This is a genomic window from Chitinophaga sp. SYP-B3965 (assembly GCF_009647655.1).
Taxonomy (GTDB): Bacteria; Bacteroidota; Bacteroidia; order Chitinophagales; family Chitinophagaceae; genus Chitinophaga.
On the sequence record NZ_WJFD01000005.1, the window covers coordinates 111,172 to 129,287 of the forward strand.

Sequence of the window (18,116 nt, forward strand, 5' to 3'; positions counted from 1 at the left end):
TACGGAAAATAAAGGGTTTTAGGTGCGATTGGCGGGCTTATCCGCACATAAAAAAGAAGATCAAGTGTAACGCTTTCTTAGTGAGATGTTATCAATATTTAGCGGATCAGCACAACCGTTCCGCGACGTTCCATCGTAATGCCTGCTTCATTCACACCTCTTACTATCCATACATAGGTGCCGGAATCTATCCGTTGTCCGCGGCGGGTACCGTCCCAGCCTTTCAGGTATTCGTTGGTGCTGTACACCTCTTCTCCCCAGCGATTATACACCCTGAAGAATTCCAGTTTGGTGATCCCTACCGGCAGTGGGCGGAACACATCATTCATACCATCACCGTTAGGAGTAAACGCGGTAGGTACATAAATTTCGGGGCCGGTCATGTACCGGATCTTTATATCATCCTCTCCCACACATCCTTCTATCGTTCTGACTACCAGGTGATAAATAATATCGCGGTTGATATTGGTTACCGGATCAAAAACATTTGGGTTGGACAAACCTTCCGCGGGAGACCAGGTATAACTGTATCCACCACTTCCATGAAGGCGGAATAACTGCCCTTTGGTAACAATGGTATCATTTCCGGCAAATGCAGGAACGGGAGGAATGACAGTTACGGTTCTGGAAGCCTGAACTGGTTTGGGGCAGCCAAGTGTATCCGTTACGGTTACCACATAGGTGGTGGTGTTCTTTGGCCATGCCAGTGTAACCGGAAGGCGTGGGCTGGTAAGGGTGGCAGGTGGTGTCCATAAATAATAAGCGCCACCGCTGGCTTCCAGCCATAACTTTTCTCCATAACAGATAGTGGTATCCAAACCTGCAAAAGCAGCAGGCGGATCTACCCCTCTGAAGTTGATGGAATCTGCGGCAAAGCAGGTACCCAGGTCAACCCTGATCTCATAAGAACTTGATCGTGCGGGCGTTACAGTTATGTCTGGCGTTCTTCCTTCTATGGCACGGGTAGCCAGGTTGGTCCAGGTGAATTGATACGCTCCATCTGCCACGGCATGAAGGTTTACGGGATCTCCTGTACAGATCACACTGTCTGCTCCGGTACGCACTAATAATTTATCCCTCACATCGATCTTTACCTGTTTGGTGTTGGTGCAACCGGTAAGGTCTGTAAAGGTGACGTTATAAGTATAGTCTACTTTTGGTGTTACGAAAGGATTAGGAGTTGTTTCTCCTGTAATGTTGTACAAGGGCAATGGGCCCCAGCGATAAGACCCTGCCATAGGGCTTTCTGCTCTCAGCACTAATCCGTCATTGATACAAAGCAAAGTGTCGCTTGTAGTGGAGAAGGGTGGCTTATCATAAATGCTGAGCGTGTCTTTAAATGTTTTTTCGCAGCCCCTGTCCGTTCTGGTATACAAACTCACGATGTAATCTCCCGGCCGGGTATATTGCCAGTTAGTTGTTCTCGCATTAGCCGTATCGTTCAATATAGTACCATCACCAAAGTCCCATTTGTAGTATTCAAAATTGCCGACATCATTGGTGGATGTATTGATGAATTGGGTAGGTTTGGTAATGCACAGTCCATTCGCATCAAAGGATGGCTTTAATACAGGGTACACCAGTACTTTGGCAAACGCGCTGTCTCCGCAGCTGCTGTTCTTGTCTACGGACAGTTTTACGTTGTATGTATTTTGCGTGGCGTAGGTATGCTGGAAAGGATCACGGCTGGTGGTGGTTAAAGTATTACCATCGCCAAAATCCCAAACGTATTCTTTATTGGGAGTACTGTTATTGATAAAGGTGATGGTATATCCGTCGCAATCTGAATATTTATCCGGCATGGCAGCCACTACCTGCCGCACGCAGGATGTTACCGTGAACTGAAATTCCTTGCGGTGTTCGCCAATAAGGATGCTGTTGCGGTATTCTTTTACCGTAACGGTTACAATGTACAAACCACTTTTAGGAGCAATACCTGAGATGATACCCGTTTTGGGATCAATGGTGGCTTTATCGCCTAATGGCTGATCCGCCGAGAAGGGTGGTTTGTAAGTAACTGTTTCGCCGGGAGTATTGGATCTGTCAGGCTTTGGATCATCTCTGTCTGCCCCGGTATACGCGGTAGAAAAAGAATAAACTAAGGAATCTCCATTAGGATCTTCAGCTGCGTAATCATAGGTGAACCTGTTGTCCGCACAAACGATCACCCCTTTTTCTTTTGAAAAGGAAGGGCTGCTGTTGGTGTCAAAACCGTTATGATTGCCAGGTATGTCACAGGAGTAAGTGCCTCCTATATTGTTGTTATCTGAATAGATATTCGCCAGTCCTATGCGCCGGCAGCAACGTTCAAAAGTGGCCACATAGCCGCTGGCGTTAGGAGGTAATTCTACAGCCCCCGTATTATAGTAACCTATCTTATAACAAACTGACGGAGGATTAATGATGCATGGATCTACTTCATTAACAGCATAATTTTGTATATCAGCCAGCCCATTGTCCTTTAGATCCATATAGAACCTGCCGCTGCCATCATAGACAGTGATATTCACGGCCTGATCTATTTGTGCGCTGGTGGCATCGCAGCGGAGAAAGAGTTTGAGTGTGATGGAGTACACATTATTGGCGCCATTTTTTCTAAGGAAGGTATAATACATCTCACCACCGATGATATGATCGGCCCTTGCAGCCATGGAGACCAGGCCCAATAAAGTAATGATTAATATTTTCCGCAAATTCTTTTTACAGCGCCCGTTGGCAAAAAGCAATGAAATGATGAAGGACGAGGTTACTTTCTTCGTAAACCTCTAATAATCCCATGTGTCCTACCTGGTCAAAAATATGCACACTGGCTATAGCCGGGAGCGTTACTTGTCCTAATGTATTATCTGGTGGTACTGCCTGATCATCTTTGCCGATGAAGAACAGTACCGGTACTTTGATCTCTTTTAATACAGCTGTTCTGTCCGGCCGGGCAATCATTGCTTCATAATACGCAATGAGGGATTCTTTATTGCCCGGTAAGGCCTGTTGCACAAAACTTTCTACGCGGGCTGCCTGTTTGCTGCGGAACACTTCTGAGAACATATTCGGCAATAACTGCCGGAGGAAAGGTTCTCTGTCGTATTGCTGCATCATACGGATAGATTTTTGCCGGGCTTCCACTTTCTCAGCGGTATCCGGTTTTGCAGTGGAACTGAATAAACCCAGTCCTTCCAGCAGATGCGGATATTTCTCTGCAAAGGCCATCGCCACATATCCACCCATAGAATGTCCGATAATGGTAACCTCGCTGATCTCTTCCGATACAAGGATGGCATAGATGAACTCCGCCATGCTTTCCATGCTTAAGGGTTGTGTTAGCGGAGATCTTCCGGTTCCCGGCAGGTCTGGTACCAGTACGCGGTAATGTACCCTCAGGAACGCCGTTTGATGTTCCCAAACAGTATGATCTTCTGCAAATCCATGTATTAATACAACTGCTTTGCCTTCGCCTTCTGCCCAATAGGCACCTTCCTGGTTTCCGTTATTGATTTTTTTCCACATGTCGCCTGCGTATTACACGTAAAATAAGGGTGTATGACAGGAGCAATATACAAAAGATCAAGGGAGCTTTGGCGATGAAGCCGCTATATTTTACGTAAAACGTAAGATCATATCGCGGTGTTACATTATGTGCAATAATTCCTTGTTGCCAATATGGTTGAGGATCAATCACTGCGCCCCAGGGATCAATAAAAGCAGAGGTTCCGGTATTAGCACTGCGGGCTACCCAGCGCCTGGTTTCAATAGCTCTCAGTCTTGCGTATTGCAAATGCTGTTTATGCCCCTGCGTATTACCCCACCATCCGTCGTTTGTGCTAATGGCCAATATGTTAGCTCCTTCCCGCACTTTCTGCGCAACAAAATCGCCGTATACGGACTCATAACAGATGGCATCAAAAATGTTGCAGTTATTAGCGGGATCAGAAAATATATTCACACCCGGTGTAAGGCCATAACTCCCTGAAATGCCCCCGAAGTCCAGTGCGAGTTTTTTCATGAATGGGAAATAACGCATATACGGAGTGAGCTCTACACCAGGCACTAATTTAGCTTTATGGTATACCTGTACGCTGCCGGAGGTATCTATCTGTATGGCGGAATTGAATGCATCATAGGGAGGCCCTCCGTCTGCTCTTGTTCTCGCTGTTAAGGGCACTTCCTCTGTTCCGGTATATTGTTTAAACGTGGAAGCGCCCGCGATGATCTTTGCTTTGGGATATTGTTGCAGGAACTGGCGGATAGTGATCACATCCGGCTGAAAGTTCAGCTCATGTTCCCAGGCACCCGTTGGGAAAAGGGCTGTTTCCGGCCAGATCACATACCGGGTTTCCGGGGTGATCTTTTGTTGGGTGAGGGTGAGGAATTTTGCCAGTTGCTGTTGTGCAGATCCTTCACTGAATTTTTCATCATAAGGATCTATGTTGGGTTGCACGACGACTATAGGGATGCCTGTTGTAGCAGCAGGCTTCTGGAAAAATATATAAGAAACAGCCAGTGGGATGATGACCAGTGTGAGTGGTTTCCAAACCGCGGAAGGTTTCGCTTTTATGACATTGTAGAAGAGGATATTTGCGAGCAGCACCCATATTGTTCCGCCGCTGGTACCGGTATATTCATACCATTGCACCCAATCCGGCCGCATGGCAAATGCATTGCCCAGCATCAGCCAGGGCCAGCTGAAATCCCATTCCAGGTGAATATATTCAAAGGTTAACCAGTAAATGATAAGGGCAAAATAACTCATGGCTGCGCCCATCTTTTCCCGGGCAATCTTATAACCCAGCCAGGGGATGGTCATGATCAGTGCATTGAATGCATTGGCAAAAATACCGCTGGCGGGAACAGTGGTATTGCCTACCCACCAGGTGGTGCCGGCGTTCCAGATCCAGAAGCTCAGGAACATCAGCCCCCAGTAAGCGCCACGGCCTTTCACCATATCTGTGATAGCCAGCAGTGGCACTAATCCTATGAATACCAGGAAGGTAAGGGGAGAGGTAGGCCAGGCGGCCCACATAAGCACCCCTGCAAGTATGCTAAGTAGCAGGGGAAGACGTTTGCGCAAGGTCGGGTGCATCATATTGCTCAAAAATAAGATAAAAAGGAACAGGCCGTCCTTGTGAGACGGCCTGTAGAAAATATCATCATTAAAAGATAATAATTATTAGCGGGGTGTTTTTGCACTTCCCCGTAAGTATTAGCGGCTATAGTTCGGCGCTTCTTTCGTGATCACCACATCGTGCGGGTGGTTCTCTTTCACGGTAGCGGAAGTGATCTTCACAAACTGCGCTTCCTGTAAAGTTTTGATGTCTTTAGAACCGGAATAACCCATACCGGCACGTAAGCCACCAACAAATTGCTGCACTACTTCAGAAAGGTTGCCTTTGTATGGTACACGGCCAACGATTCCTTCCGGCACCAGCTTTTTGATATCCGCTTCCACATCCTGGAAATAACGGTCTTTGCTGCCTTCGGACATAGCCTCAATAGAGCCCATACCACGGTAAGATTTAAACTTACGGCCTTCGTAGATGATGGTTTCTCCGGGGCTTTCTTCCACACCGGCAAAGATAGAACCTGCCATGATGGTGGAGGCGCCTGCTACGAGGGCTTTCACCATATCTCCTGTATAACGGATACCACCATCTGCGATCACCGGAACACCGGATTTCTTCAATGCCTGTGCAGCATTCAGGATAGCGGACAATTGCGGGAAACCGGCACCTGTTACTACGCGGGTAGTACAGATAGAACCTGGTCCTACACCTACTTTCACGGCATCAGCACCAGCTGCAGCGAGTGCGAGTGCACCTTCTGCTGTGGCTACGTTGCCACCTATCACCTGGAGTTTAGGGAATGTTTTCTTCAGTTTCTTCAACGCTTCCAAAACATAAATGGAGTGGCCATGCGCACTATCCAGGGTCACTACATCCACGCCTTCATGGATCAAAGCAGCCGCACGGTCCAGTACATCTGGTGTAATACCCAGTGCAGCGCCTACCAGTAAGCGGCCGTAATTATCTTTGGCGGAAATAGGAAAGCTGGAGAGTTGAAGGATATCCCGGTAAGTGATAAGGCCTACCAGTTTACCTTGTTTATTCACCACCGGCAGTTTTTCAATGCGGTGCTGTTGCAGGATCTTTTCTGCTTTTTTCAGATCAGTGCCTTCAGGGGCTATGATCAGGTTTTCTTTGGTCATCACTTCACTGATGAGCCTTTTAGTATTGTGTTTTTCGAAACGGAGGTCACGATTGGTGAGGATGCCTTTCAATTTCTTGTCGCCGTCAACGATGGGAATACCACCAATGCCGTTCTCTTTCATCATCTTCAAAGCATGGCCGATCGTGGAGTCGGCACTGAGTGTGAGAGGTTCCCGGATCATTCCGCTCTCGCTGCGTTTCACTTTCCTTACCAGTTCCGCCTGTTTCTCTGTGCTCATGTTCTTGTGCAGGATGCCGATGCCGCCTTCACGTGCCAGTGCAATGGCCAGTTTGGCTTCAGTAACGGTATCCATAGCGGCAGACACCATGGGTATGTTGATTCGGATGTTTTTGGTAAGTTGGGTAGAGATATTTACTTCTCTGGGCAGCACTTCAGAGTAAGCCGGTACAAGGAGTACATCGTCAAAGGTGAGACCGTCAGCTACAAATTTCTGTTTGGATTTTCCCGCAGGCATATTGCAATTATTTTGATAGTTCGTAAATAATTGCACGCAAATGTACGGGTTTTTTGCGGAACATCACGTATTGATTAATTCGTATGTATTTCCCGGTAAGGGCCGCAGTTTTGCCATCATTTCCAGCTGCATGAGCTTTTCAGAAACCCGGGGCCTGCTCAACGCGCTGCGGTGAAGGATCTCATCCAGGTGGAGGGCTTTATGTTCTGCCAGTAATTTCAGGATCACCTGTTCATCTGAATCCAGCTGATAAAACAGGCTTTGCTGCACAGGCTGTGGTGCCAGGGGCCGCCAGTTTAAAGTTTCCAGTACATCCTGCGGGCTGGTGACCAGCGATGCCTTGTTTTGTTTGATCAGTTCCAGGCAACCGGCAGATCCCGGATCTCCGATCCTTCCGGGGATGGCCATTACATCCCTGTTATAACTGGCTGCTATATCTGCCGTGATCAGCGAACCGCCTTTTACGCCACTTTCTATGACCAGGATGGCATCGCAGATACCGGCAACGATCCTGTTCCTGCGGGGGAAGTTTTGTTTATTGAGAGGGGCGCTGCTGGGAAAATCTGTGAGCAGCCCGCCTTGTTGCTGCATTTGCTGTGCGGTATAATGATGAGCTGCAGGGTAGAGGGTATGCAGGCCATGTGCCAATACACCAATGGTAGGAAGGCCTGCCCGTAAAGCAGCACGGTGCGCGGTAATATCAATGCCATATGCAAGGCCGCTCACGATGGTGATATCTTCATCTTTAAATGCATCAATGAACTGCTCGCATAGTTGTATACCATAAGCAGTGGGTTGGCGTGTTCCAACAATGCCCAGCATTTTAGAAGCCTGCAATGTAGCAGCACCTTTATTATATAACATAACGGGGGAATCATAGCAATGCCGCAGGCGCTCCGGGTAACTGGCAGCTGTATAGAAAATGGGCGCCACATGGTGTTGCTCCATGAACACTATTTCTTTTTCTACGGTGTGGTGGTCACAGAAGTTTTTAATAGCATTGGCCCGGTATTCTCCAACGCCGGGGATCCGTTCCAGTGTTCTTCTCTTAGCGCTGAAAATATCGGCGGCGTTTCCAAAATGAGCAAGTAATTCTTTGGCTACTACATCGCCGATCTGCGGGATTAAAGTTAGTGCTACCTGGTTAAATATTTCTTCACACATGGGTCAACTTATTTTATCCAAATTTACCGACATTTACCAGATGATCCGCACCTCTTTTCTTATCTGTTTGTTATTGGCATTCACCGCATGCCGCACACAAAAAATAACACAAACTACTTCCCTGCAAAATGGTCCTGCATGGGGCGCACTCTGGCAACAACGTGCCGCAGAATATAAAGCGTTATGCCTGCAGGCTTACCAGTTAGCTGAAGCCCGCGTGGAAGTAATGAGCCATCAGCAAACTTTTCGCCCGCGTGCTATTGTTACGGACATTGATGAAACGGTACTGGATAACAGCCCCTTCTCCGTAACATCTGCATTCAGTGGAAAACCTTATTCACAGCAGGCCTGGGAGCAATGGACATCCAAAGCTATCTGCGATACCGTTCCCGGTGCATTATCTTTTTTCAAGTACGCGGCTTCTACAGGATTAACTATTTATTACATCACTAACCGGCAGGAGAGTGAACGTGCTGCTACTTTAAAGAACCTGCAGAAATGGGGTTTCCCTTTTGCGGATAATGAACACCTCATCCTTTCTTCCGGTAGTTCTGATAAAGAACCACGCCGAAAGGAAGTAGAGAAGAAATATGAAATTGCGATGCTGGTAGGAGATAACCTCGGCGATTTTTCTGATGTGTTCTATAAGAAAACATCAGATGAAAGGAATGCCGCCGTGCAAAGATTACATGCAGAATTTGGCGCGCGTTTTATTATGTTACCAAATGTAATGTATGGAGATTGGCTCTCTTCGTTATATCCCAAAGATTTGAATGCACAACAAATAGACAGCGTGTTACGGCACGCCGTGAAAGGTTTATAAGCTGATCACTTTTACTTCCGTTCTCCTGTTTTGTGCACGGCCTGCTTCCGTATCATTGGTATCAATAGCTTTTGTTTCACCAAAACCTTTTGCTTTCAGGCGCTCTGCAGTTATACCTTTTTGAATGAGATACTGTACAACAGATTTTGCACGGTTCTCAGACAACAACTGATTATCTGTATCGCTGCCCACATTATCCGTGTGCCCGCTGATCTCTATCTGCATGGTGGGATTATCTTTCAGCAGGTTTACGAGTTTATCCAGTTCTGTAGCAGAAGCCGGTTGCAGTGCATATTGTTTCGTTTCAAAGAAGATGTTGCGAAGGATCACTACAGCATTCGCTTCCAGTGGTTGCAGCGGAAGGTTCTTTTCAAATGGTTCTCCTGATTTCACTTCTTTTAAAGAAAAGTTATCCGAATAAAAGAGATAACCTTTTTTGTTGACGTTGAAGGCGTAATCCTTTCCGGTTGGAAGCGGTACAATGAAATCACCATTCTCTGTACTGCGGATGGTAGCAATAGTTACCTTGTTTTGCAGGTCTATTAATTCAAGTGATGCTGTTAACCTTGCATTCGTTTTGGCATCGTATACATATCCTTTCAGGTACAGTGTAGGTAATGGCCTTGCTGCTTCATACAATTCAAAACTATAAATATCCAATGTACCCTTGCTGTCTGATCTGTCTGATGCAAAGTAGGCGGTTTTGCCGTCTGCTGCCACTGCGAGGCTGGCATCTTCTTCTATGGTGTTGATGGGATAACCTAGATTGGTGGCTGGCCCCCAACTGCCGTCTGCCTGTTTGCGGGAATAGAAAATATCCAGGCCGCCATAACCGGGATGTCCGTTGGAAGCAAAGTATAAGGTCTGGCCATCTGCATGCAGGAAGGGTGTTGTTTCTCTGCCGGATGTATTAATATTCGGTCCTAATCTTTCTGCGCGGCCCCATTGCCCGTCTTTTCCTAACTGGCTTACAAATATATCCGCACCGGCATCATCCGTTTCGCGTGCAAAGTAAAGCGTTTGTTTATCAGGAGAGAGGCAGGGTTGGGATTCCCAGGCGCGGGTATTGATAGCGGTACCTATATTCTTTGGTGCCTGCCAGCCTTCTGCGGTTTTAATGGCGTAATAAATATCACAGCTGCCATGACCATCAGGGAAATCACAACCGGTGAACACCAGCATTTCACCATCCTGCGAAATATTCTGTGCGCCTTCATTGAAAGCGGAATTCACTGGTTCGCCCATATCTTTTGCGGCCAGCCATTTTGTGGTGCTGTCTTTGAGAGAAACAAAGAAATCTTCATTCCTTCCTTTCACTCTTCGTGTATACACCAACGTTTTACCGTCAATGGTGAGGGAAGGGAAATATTCCGGATCCGGAGAGTTGATATTATCTCCCAGGTTTTGTGGTTGAAAAGGTACAGGCGTGGTGGTTATAGCAAACTCCATGTTCTTTTTGAGTTTATCTGCAGCCGGTACAGGTGCTTTAGCCGTTTCAATGAACTGGTTCACCATGTCCAGCGCTTCCTTAAACTGGCCATTGCCGGCCAGGGCTTTTGTATTGGCAAGGCGTACCCTGCGCATACCATCCGGGTCCAGTTCCTGGAGTTTATTAAAAGCCGTTAAGGCCTGGGGGTATTGTTTGAGTTCCACGTAAGAGAGGCCCATCTGGCCATATGCATCAGCAAATTTGGGTTGCACTTTGATGGCGTCCTGTAAATGTTTGATGGCTTCTTTGGGTTGGTATACCCTCATGGCGTCTATGGCCAGATCAAAGAAGGCCTGGGCTTTTTTGCCGGCCGTTTCATACGTGACAGTTTGTGCCGAAATACGGATGCTGATCAAACAGCAAAGGAGTAACAGGTAGTGTTTCATAGTCGATCACTAAATAACGACAATTTATGCGGTTTAAGTACTGGCAGATAAAAGTAAATTAACAGAGGGGATTTGATGTTTTTAGCGGCTTTTGAGGTGATTTGATGCTGCTATTTTGACAGGTACCCCACCTTAATACGGGATGGATACGGGATTGATACGGGATTGGTACGGGATTGATACGCTTAAGGTATGCTTAAGGCACATTAATATACTTATGCACCTGCAGAGAGATCTGCCATTGAGGATTGTCCTTCACATAATCAATAATATGCGGCGTCATTTCAGCTGCGCGGCTCCATTCAGGCTGTAAGTACAGTTTACACTGCTTGCCCACCAGCGCAGCATACTTCTCTGCCCAGGCAAAATCGGATTTATTGTAGATCACAATCTTTAACTCATGGGCTTGTTTGCAGGATTCCGGTAAAGGCGCTTTGAATTTCTTGGGAGAAAGTGTGATCCAATCCCAACTGCCGCTCAAGGGAGAAGAACCGGAGGTTTCAATATGATTGCGGAAACCCGCTTTATGTAATGCTTTGGTGAGGCCGTCGAGATTATGCATCAGGGGTTCTCCGCCTGTGATAACAGCAATGCGGCCGGGATTTGCTGCTGCTTCCTGCACCATATCTGCAATAGCCAGCTGCGGATGTTTATCTGCATCCCAGCTATCCTTCACATCACACCATACACAGCCTACATCACAGCCGCCGAGGCGGATGAAGTAAGCAGCCTTGCCCTGATGGAATCCTTCACCCTGGATAGTGTAGAAAGATTCCATAACAGGTAATGTGGCAGTATGTATTACGGTGCTTTGCATATGGTACAAAGGTACTTGATTAATTCTGATTGCCTTTCTGACCAATGGCAGAATGGTAGGTGTTCTTCAGCAAAGCTGCAATGGTCATGGGCCCTACACCACCGGGTACCGGTGTGATAAAGCTGCATTTAGGAGCTACTTCGTCAAACTTCACATCTCCGATAAGACGGAAACCACTTTTCTTCGTAGCATCTGCAACACGGTTAATACCCACGTCAATCACTACAGCGCCTTCTTTCACCATGTCCGCCGTTACAAAATCAGGGCGGCCGATGGCGGCTACCACGATGTCTGCCTGGAGGCACAGTTCTTTCAGGTTCTTTGTTTGAGAGTGGCACAGTGTAACCGTACAGTTACCCGGATTGCTGTTCCGGCTCAGCAGGATACTCATGGGCGTACCCACGATATGGCTGCGGCCTATTACTACGGCATGTTTGCCTTTCGTTTCTATCTTATAATGTTCCAGCATCAGCATGATGCCGTAAGGAGTGGCAGGAATAAAAGTAGGGAGGCCGCTCACCATTTTACCCACGTTCATGGGGTGAAAGCCGTCTACATCCTTACTGGGATCAATGGTGTTGATCACCAGTTCTTCGTTGATATTTTTGGGCAGCGGGAGCTGAACGAGAATACCATCTACATCCGGATTTTCATTCAGCATATTGATATGGTCCAATAAATGCTTTTCCGAAATGTGATCGTCGAAACGCAGCAGGGTGGAATGGTACCCGATCTCTGCACATGATTTTACTTTAGAAGCTACGTAAGTCTCGCTTGCTCCGTCATTGCCTACCAGGATGGCGGCGAGGTGAGGAATCTTTTTGCCTTGCGCTTTCAGTTCAGCTACATTGAGCGCCAGTTGATCTTTAATTGCCTTGGAAACAAGTTTACCATCTAAAATTTGCATGCGCAAAGGTATAGAAAATTGGGGACAAGGAAAAGGGGCTGTCAGCCAGACAGCCCCTCAAACCAAATTGTAATTGAACGAAGGAATTTACAAGGCCAAACGGCTGTTATACTCTGGGGGCAGCAGCGAGGATCTCTTTATCGGCCTGTGCTGCATATTTTTCAAAATTCTTAACAAATTGTCGGGCAAGGTCTTTGGCCTGCTTGTCGTATGCTGCACCATCAGCCCAGGTATTACGCGGGTCGAGGATTTCAGCTGGTACGCCGGGGCAGGATTCAGGAATGGATACGCCAAAAACCTCGTGGTTCTTGTAAGCTACCTTTTCCAGTTCACCTTTCAGTGCGGCACTGATCATAGCGCGGGTCAGGTTCAGTTTGATCCTGTTGCCGGTGCCATAAGCGCCACCCGTCCAGCCGGTATTGATGAGCCATACATTCACTTCATGTTTGCGCAATCTTTCGCCCAGCATCTGCGCATAACGGGCAGGGTGTAATGGGAGGAAAGGGGCGCCGAAACATGCGCTGAAAGTGGATTTCGGTTCTGTAACACCCGCTTCCGTACCTGCTACTTTAGCAGTATAACCGGAAATGAACTGGTACATGGCCTGGCCGGGGCTCAGCCTGGAAATGGGAGGCAGTACGCCATACGCATCGCAGGTGAGGAAGAAAATGTTTTTAGGAAGACTGCCAATGGATGGCTCCAGGGCATTATCTATATAATGTAAGGGGTAAGAAACACGGGTGTTTTCCGTAATGCTCTTATCCGCATAATTGATCTTGTGCGTGCCGGGGAAGAAGCCGATGTTCTCTACCAATGCACCTTCACGGATGGCATGGAAGATCTGCGGTTCCTTTTCCTCGCTGAGGTCAATGGTTTTGGCATAACAGCCACCTTCAAAATTGAATACGCCGGTGCCGGTCCATCCATGCTCGTCGTCTCCAATGAGTTTGCGCTCGGGATCAGCGCTCAGGGTAGTTTTGCCGGTGCCGCTCAGGCCAAAGAATACAGCTGTATCTCCACTGCGGCCCTGGTTGGCGGAGCAGTGCATGCTCAGTACATTCTTTTCGTGTGGCAGTACATAATTGAGGACGGAGAAGATACCTTTCTTGATCTCACCGGTATAGGCAGAGCCACCAATGATGATCATCTTTTTGGTAAAGTTCACTACCGCAAAATTGTGCTGGCGGGTACCGTCCGTAGCAGGGTCTGCTACACAACCCGGTGCCTGGATCACTGTCCATTCAGGGTCCATTTGCTCCAGTTCTTCCTCATGAGGGCGGAGGAACATGTTGTAGGCAAAGAGGCTGGACCATGGGGTTTCTGTAATTACCCGGATATTGAGCCGGTATTCCGGATCTGCACATGCCTGGCAATCTCTCACCCAAACTGATTTTCCCGCAAAATAACGGGTCACTTTCTGATAGAGCCTGTCAAAGTTTTCGGCTGAGAACGGCAGGTTGAAGTCGTTCCAGTTCACAGTGTTAGCGGTGATGCTGTCTTTCACAATGAACTTGTCTTTAGGAGAACGGCCGGTAAACTCCCCGGTATTCACCACCAATGCACCCGTGTCGCTAAGACTACCCTGCTTGCGTGCCAGGGTTTGAGCGGTCAGCTCTTCCGGGGTTAATTGGTAATGTACATCGGCGGTGTTCTCTATGCCCAATTCCCGCAATTCCTTAAGTGTATCCCTTACACTGCTGATTTGCATAAAGAAAGATTGTTTTGGTGTATAGGCAAAACTAGGCTTTTTTTGATGTTATCAAATTTTATAGGTGTTGCACCATTAAAATTTATGATATTCTACATGTTTTGACCCCTGTTTTTAGATAATATTTAATTCTTTCGATTTCATTTTAAGCGAAAATCAACAGACTGCAGGAATAATTATTTGTGAATAAGGTACCACTTTGAGGTAATCAACTATAACTTTTGTGTGAGGTTTGGCCACAGCAGGGGAAAGGATAACGTTTTGCAGGTTGCTGATTTTCTGGTAAGTTTGAGCCTTCATACATCAGAAAAAAGCATTCAATGAAATATTTGCCGCTGGATCAGCAACTTTTTATCAAGAACCGTGAACGTTTTGTCGCAAAAATGCAAGGGGACTCCATTGCTATCTTTAACTCAAACGATGAATTACCCGCCAACGGGGACGCACTGTATACATTCCGTCAGAATTCAGACCTGTACTGGCTCACCGGCATTGACCAGGAAGATACCATGCTGGTATTGTTCCCCGGTAACCCGGATACTAAACACCGGGAAGTACTGGTACTCGTACGTCCGAATGAACTGAAGGAGAAATGGGATGGCCACCGCCTCCGTAAAGAAGAAGCTACTGCCATTTCCGGTATTCAAACAATCGTATGGCTGGATAGCCTGGATGCTTTGTTACAGCAATGGATCCATGAAGCCACCAATATCTACCTCAATTCCAACGAGAACAACCGTAAGGCAAATCTCGTTCCGGTAAGGGATTACCGCTATGCGGCAGACATGAAAGAACGTTATCCTTTACATAACTACCTGCGTGCTGCGAAAATCCTGAAAGAAGTACGTGCCGTGAAAACTGCAGAGGAAGTGAAAGTAACACAGGTAGCCATCGATATTACAGAGAAAACTTTCCGCCGTTTATTACAATTCATCAAACCCGGTGTGTTTGAATATGAGATCCATGCAGAGATCCTGCATGAGTTCCTGCGCAACCGCGCCAGTGGAGAAGCATATGGTTCTATCATTGCCTCCGGGGACCGTGCCCGTACTTTACACTATGTAGAGAACAGCCGGGAATGTAAAGACGGAGAAGTGATCCTGATGGACTTTGGCGCTGCCTATGGCGGTTATAATGCAGACCTTACCCGCAGCGTGCCTGTGAATGGTAAGTTCACTGCCCGTCAACGGGAAGTGTACAATGCCTGCCTCAATTTGCACAATTACGCTAAATCCATCCTGAAACCCGGCATCACCATCGCCAAGTACCATGAAATGGTAGGCGTGGAAGCAGGTAAGGAGTTTGTGAAAATAGGTTTGCTCACAGAAGGGGATATCAAAAACCAGGACCCTGAAACACCCGCATACCGCAAGTACCTGTACCATGGCATTTCTCACCATCTGGGTGTGGATGTGCATGACCTGGGGCCTTCTTTCTTCCAGCCTATTCCAGAAGGCGCTTTGATGACCGTGGAGCCGGGTATTTATATTGAAGAAGAACAACTGGGCATCCGCATAGAAAATAACATCTGGGTGAAAGCCGCTGGTAATGTGGATCTGTTTAAGAACATCCCCATCACGGCAGATGAGATAGAAGCTTTGATGAAGAAATAATATATTGTGGAAGGGGGGAACACCCCCTTTCCATTTTGGCACAACGAAAAAACACTGATGAAACAAATTCCGAATATCCTTACCCTGTCTAATCTTTTTTGTGGCGCACTCGCCATTATCTTCATCTTACACGCACCGGAGTATATCGCAGAATTCAATGGCACAGAATACATGGTCACCAATCCGGAACCTATCTATTGGGCTTCAGGGCTGGTAGTACTGGCCGGTATCATTGATTTCTTCGACGGATTTGTTGCACGTTTACTCAAAGTTTCTTCTGAATTAGGCAAACAGCTGGATTCCCTGGCAGACGTAGTGTCCTTTGGCGTAGTGCCGGGCATGATCCTGTTCCGCCTGCTCCGCAGCGCGTATTTTCAAAGTCCGGATGTATTTGACGTTTCTTACTTTAACCTGGCGCCGGCCTTGCTGATCCCCTGTTTTGCGGCTTACCGCCTGGCAGTGTTCAACCTGGATACCCGTCAGTCCGAACATTTCATAGGGGTGCCTACACCGGCTGTAGGTTTCCTGGTGGCTTCTTTCCCCCTGATCATGTTATATAATCCTTATAACCTGGCCCACTGGCTGGAAAATATCTGGGTATTATACGGGATCATTTTTGTGCTCTGCTACCTGATGGTGAGCTCTCATCCCATGATCAGCCTGAAGTTTAAGAACTTTTCCATTAAAGATAACTGGCCTCGCTTTCTATTAGTGATCCTGACGCTCGTAAGCATACCTGTATTGCGTTATGCTGCGGTACCTTTTGTATTTATCGTATATGTAGGGCTTTCGCTGATCGTTCCGCCTAAAAATTCGATAAAAAACTCGTAGGTTTGCGTCTTAAATTTTTGAGACAAATGACATTTACTGCACATATCAACGTGATGCCGCTGAAAGAATTGCTGGACCCTCAGGGCAAAGCTGTATTAGGCGGACTGAAAAACCTGGGCCTCGGAAATGTACATGACGTGCGCGTAGGCAAACATATCACGCTTCAGATCGAAGCCTCTTCCAAAGAAGAAGCGCAACATCTGGCGGAGAATGCCTGCCAGAAGCTGCTCGCTAACCAGGTAATGGAATCTTACGAAGTTAATATTCAATAGAACTGGCATATTCCTGATCATCTGGATAAGCTTTAAACTTCAATAGATTGTCAAAACTCTTCCTCATTCCATCTCCCATCGGTAACCTGGCGGATATCACCTACAGGGCCGTAAAGGTGTTGGAAACGGTAGAACTGATATTGGCAGAAGATACCCGTACATCGGGTGTTCTCCTGAAACACTATGGCATCAACAAGCCTGTAACACCTTATCATCAGCACAATGAGCATAAGGTGTTGCAGCATCTTGTACAACAGATGCAAGGTGGTAAAGAAATGGCCCTGCTCACAGATGCCGGTACACCCGGTGTTTCTGATCCGGGCTTTTTGCTGGTACGGGAATGCATCCGCGCCGGCGTTCCGGTAGAATGTTTACCCGGCGCCACGGCATTTGTTCCTGCATTAGTGAACAGCGGCATCCCCATGAACCGCTTTGCCTTTGAGGGATTCCCTCCTCTTAAAAAAGGTCGTCAAACCTTATTCACCCAATTAGCTACAGAAGAACGCGCCCTCGTTTTCTACGAATCTCCCCACCGCCTGGTAAGAACACTCAACGATTTCATCAAGTACTTCGGTGCAGAAAGGCAATGTTGTGTTTCCCGCGAACTCACTAAAATGTTCGAAGAAAATAAACGCGGCACTTTACAGGAAGTGCATGATTATTTTTTAGAGAAAGGTGTGAAGGGTGAGATTGTGATTATTGTAGAAGGATTTATTGCGTAACTTTTTTCTCAGGCTATTCCCCCTTTAATAATAAAAGCATACTCTTTGTAGAATAAATAACCCGAAGTAGTGCATTGGCTACTTCTTAAAATCTATAAGAGAATGATTAATGCAGATCTTTTTTATGTTTTGTTGGGAATATCTAACCCGACTTCCCCATTCAAGGCAGCTTATAATCGTACAACCCCGCAAACAATAGCTTCACGTTATTTAGGTAAAGGGTATGCCGCTGAATTTTATGAATGGGGTGGAAAGTCCCAAAGAATTTCTTGGTTTTGGGGCCCTGGGGAATTTATAATTCCTACTTCCCCATATAGTACTGTGAAGATGCTTGATGAAGGAACCTGTGTTCACATGACATATGGCAATATGATCAGCATATTAAAGAAACATGATGATGCAAGGGCTCAGTATAAACATTTCAGAGAACAGCATAACATTGCCATAGCGGAGAGAATAAAAGAGATCAAAACAAAAACGCCGTTAGAAGTTTATGTTAACCTTATCTCAAAAAAACCATGGGTGTTGGAACAGGTAAGTCAGGAGGACCTCGCTTCTTACCTGAATGTTGACCTCAAAACCTTGAAAGAATTTAGCAATATGAAAGCTTAGGTTTCAATAAAATATAGTCCCCCAGTGGTTTAACAGCTATGTTAAATTACTGAAAATCCGTATTTATCGCGAATAGTTTTTTTTGCTATAATAAAA

At 46.7% G+C, this 18,116-nt stretch carries 15 protein-coding genes; 6 read left to right on the forward strand and 9 right to left on the reverse strand.

The annotated features are described in order from the left end of the window. Positions 1–98: 98 nt before the first annotated feature. The 5 genes from GFS24_RS23725 to dprA form a co-directional block, all read right to left on the reverse strand. Positions 99–2,693 (reverse strand): gliding motility-associated C-terminal domain-containing protein, encoded by a 2,595-nt coding sequence (locus tag GFS24_RS23725; RefSeq protein ID WP_153663973.1) that lies wholly within the window; start codon positions 2,691–2,693, stop codon positions 99–101. A gap of 7 nt (positions 2,694–2,700) precedes the next feature. Beyond that, complete coding sequence (locus GFS24_RS23730; protein ID WP_153663975.1) at positions 2,701–3,504, reverse strand: alpha/beta fold hydrolase; 804 nt, start codon at positions 3,502–3,504, stop codon at positions 2,701–2,703. Further along, on the reverse strand, positions 3,485–5,080 hold the full coding sequence (gene lnt, locus GFS24_RS23735) for an apolipoprotein N-acyltransferase (RefSeq protein ID WP_153663977.1): 1,596 nt from the start codon (positions 5,078–5,080) through the stop codon (positions 3,485–3,487). The genes GFS24_RS23730 and lnt overlap by 20 nt, the downstream gene beginning before the upstream one ends. A gap of 117 nt (positions 5,081–5,197) precedes the next feature. Then, complete coding sequence (guaB, locus tag GFS24_RS23740) at positions 5,198–6,676, reverse strand: IMP dehydrogenase (protein WP_153663979.1); 1,479 nt, start codon at positions 6,674–6,676, stop codon at positions 5,198–5,200. A 63-nt stretch (positions 6,677–6,739) separates the two neighbouring features. Next, positions 6,740–7,840, reverse strand: coding sequence for a DNA-processing protein DprA (gene dprA, locus GFS24_RS23745; RefSeq protein ID WP_153663981.1), 1,101 nt, complete (start codon positions 7,838–7,840; stop codon positions 6,740–6,742). Here dprA and GFS24_RS23750 point away from each other — a divergent pair. After that, positions 7,839–8,663: a 5'-nucleotidase, lipoprotein e(P4) family gene (locus GFS24_RS23750; protein WP_216647515.1), complete on the forward strand. Its 825-nt coding sequence runs from the start codon at positions 7,839–7,841 to the stop codon at positions 8,661–8,663. The two genes, dprA and GFS24_RS23750, sit on opposite strands and share 2 nt — an antisense overlap. Here the strand turns inward: GFS24_RS23750 and GFS24_RS23755 are convergent. The 4 genes from GFS24_RS23755 to pckA all read right to left on the reverse strand — a co-directional run bounded on the left by GFS24_RS23755 (position 8,658) and on the right by pckA (position 13,970). Then, positions 8,658–10,538 (reverse strand): OmpA family protein, encoded by a 1,881-nt coding sequence (locus GFS24_RS23755; protein WP_153663983.1) that lies wholly within the window; start codon positions 10,536–10,538, stop codon positions 8,658–8,660. The genes GFS24_RS23750 and GFS24_RS23755 overlap by 6 nt on opposite strands. A gap of 196 nt (positions 10,539–10,734) precedes the next feature. Continuing rightward, positions 10,735–11,355, reverse strand: a complete 621-nt coding sequence (locus tag GFS24_RS23760; RefSeq protein WP_253906578.1) for a 7-carboxy-7-deazaguanine synthase QueE — start codon at positions 11,353–11,355, stop codon at positions 10,735–10,737. Positions 11,356–11,374: 19 nt separating this feature from the next. Then, positions 11,375–12,262: a bifunctional methylenetetrahydrofolate dehydrogenase/methenyltetrahydrofolate cyclohydrolase FolD gene (folD, locus tag GFS24_RS23765; RefSeq protein ID WP_153663985.1), complete on the reverse strand. Its 888-nt coding sequence runs from the start codon at positions 12,260–12,262 to the stop codon at positions 11,375–11,377. A gap of 106 nt (positions 12,263–12,368) precedes the next feature. Then, positions 12,369–13,970, reverse strand: a complete 1,602-nt coding sequence (gene pckA, locus GFS24_RS23770) for a phosphoenolpyruvate carboxykinase (ATP) (protein ID WP_153663987.1) — start codon at positions 13,968–13,970, stop codon at positions 12,369–12,371. A gap of 320 nt (positions 13,971–14,290) precedes the next feature. On the opposite strand from pckA, the gene GFS24_RS23775 reads away from it, so the two are divergent. From GFS24_RS23775 to GFS24_RS23795, 5 genes are all read left to right on the forward strand, one after another. Continuing rightward, the gene (locus GFS24_RS23775; RefSeq protein ID WP_153663989.1) at positions 14,291–15,583 is read left to right on the forward strand and encodes an aminopeptidase P N-terminal domain-containing protein; all 1,293 of its coding nucleotides are present in this window, start codon (positions 14,291–14,293) and stop codon (positions 15,581–15,583) included. 57 nt (positions 15,584–15,640) lie between these two features. Next, positions 15,641–16,414, forward strand: coding sequence for a phosphatidylcholine/phosphatidylserine synthase (locus tag GFS24_RS23780; RefSeq protein ID WP_153663991.1), 774 nt, complete (start codon positions 15,641–15,643; stop codon positions 16,412–16,414). Positions 16,415–16,440: 26 nt separating this feature from the next. Then, positions 16,441–16,686 (forward strand): phosphoribosylformylglycinamidine synthase subunit PurS, encoded by a 246-nt coding sequence (gene purS / locus GFS24_RS23785; protein WP_153663993.1) that lies wholly within the window; start codon positions 16,441–16,443, stop codon positions 16,684–16,686. A 47-nt stretch (positions 16,687–16,733) separates the two neighbouring features. Beyond that, on the forward strand, positions 16,734–17,408 hold the full coding sequence (gene rsmI / locus GFS24_RS23790) for a 16S rRNA (cytidine(1402)-2'-O)-methyltransferase (RefSeq protein ID WP_153663995.1): 675 nt from the start codon (positions 16,734–16,736) through the stop codon (positions 17,406–17,408). 102 nt (positions 17,409–17,510) lie between these two features. Continuing rightward, positions 17,511–18,020 (forward strand): hypothetical protein, encoded by a 510-nt coding sequence (locus GFS24_RS23795; RefSeq protein ID WP_153663997.1) that lies wholly within the window; start codon positions 17,511–17,513, stop codon positions 18,018–18,020. Positions 18,021–18,116 lie beyond the last annotated feature (96 nt).

Excerpts from the sequence above, each read along its gene's own strand:
- GFS24_RS23795 (WP_153663997.1), top strand. The coding sequence starts at position 17,511 with ATGATTAATGCAGATCTTTTTTATGTTTTGTTGGGAATATCTAACCCG.
- GFS24_RS23780 (WP_153663991.1), top strand. The coding sequence starts at position 15,641 with ATGAAACAAATTCCGAATATCCTTACCCTGTCTAATCTTTTTTGTGGC.
- folD (WP_153663985.1), bottom strand. The coding sequence starts at position 12,262 with ATGCAAATTTTAGATGGTAAACTTGTTTCCAAGGCAATTAAAGATCAA.
- purS (WP_153663993.1), top strand. The coding sequence starts at position 16,441 with ATGACATTTACTGCACATATCAACGTGATGCCGCTGAAAGAATTGCTG.
- pckA (WP_153663987.1), bottom strand. The coding sequence starts at position 13,970 with ATGCAAATCAGCAGTGTAAGGGATACACTTAAGGAATTGCGGGAATTG.
- GFS24_RS23775 (WP_153663989.1), top strand. The coding sequence starts at position 14,291 with ATGAAATATTTGCCGCTGGATCAGCAACTTTTTATCAAGAACCGTGAA.
- guaB (WP_153663979.1), bottom strand. The coding sequence starts at position 6,676 with ATGCCTGCGGGAAAATCCAAACAGAAATTTGTAGCTGACGGTCTCACC.
- lnt (WP_153663977.1), bottom strand. The coding sequence starts at position 5,080 with ATGATGCACCCGACCTTGCGCAAACGTCTTCCCCTGCTACTTAGCATA.
- GFS24_RS23755 (WP_153663983.1), bottom strand. The coding sequence starts at position 10,538 with ATGAAACACTACCTGTTACTCCTTTGCTGTTTGATCAGCATCCGTATT.
- dprA (WP_153663981.1), bottom strand. The coding sequence starts at position 7,840 with ATGTGTGAAGAAATATTTAACCAGGTAGCACTAACTTTAATCCCGCAG.
- GFS24_RS23760 (WP_253906578.1), bottom strand. The coding sequence starts at position 11,355 with ATGCAAAGCACCGTAATACATACTGCCACATTACCTGTTATGGAATCT.
- GFS24_RS23750 (WP_216647515.1), top strand. The coding sequence starts at position 7,839 with ATGGGTCAACTTATTTTATCCAAATTTACCGACATTTACCAGATGATC.
- GFS24_RS23730 (WP_153663975.1), bottom strand. The coding sequence starts at position 3,504 with ATGTGGAAAAAAATCAATAACGGAAACCAGGAAGGTGCCTATTGGGCA.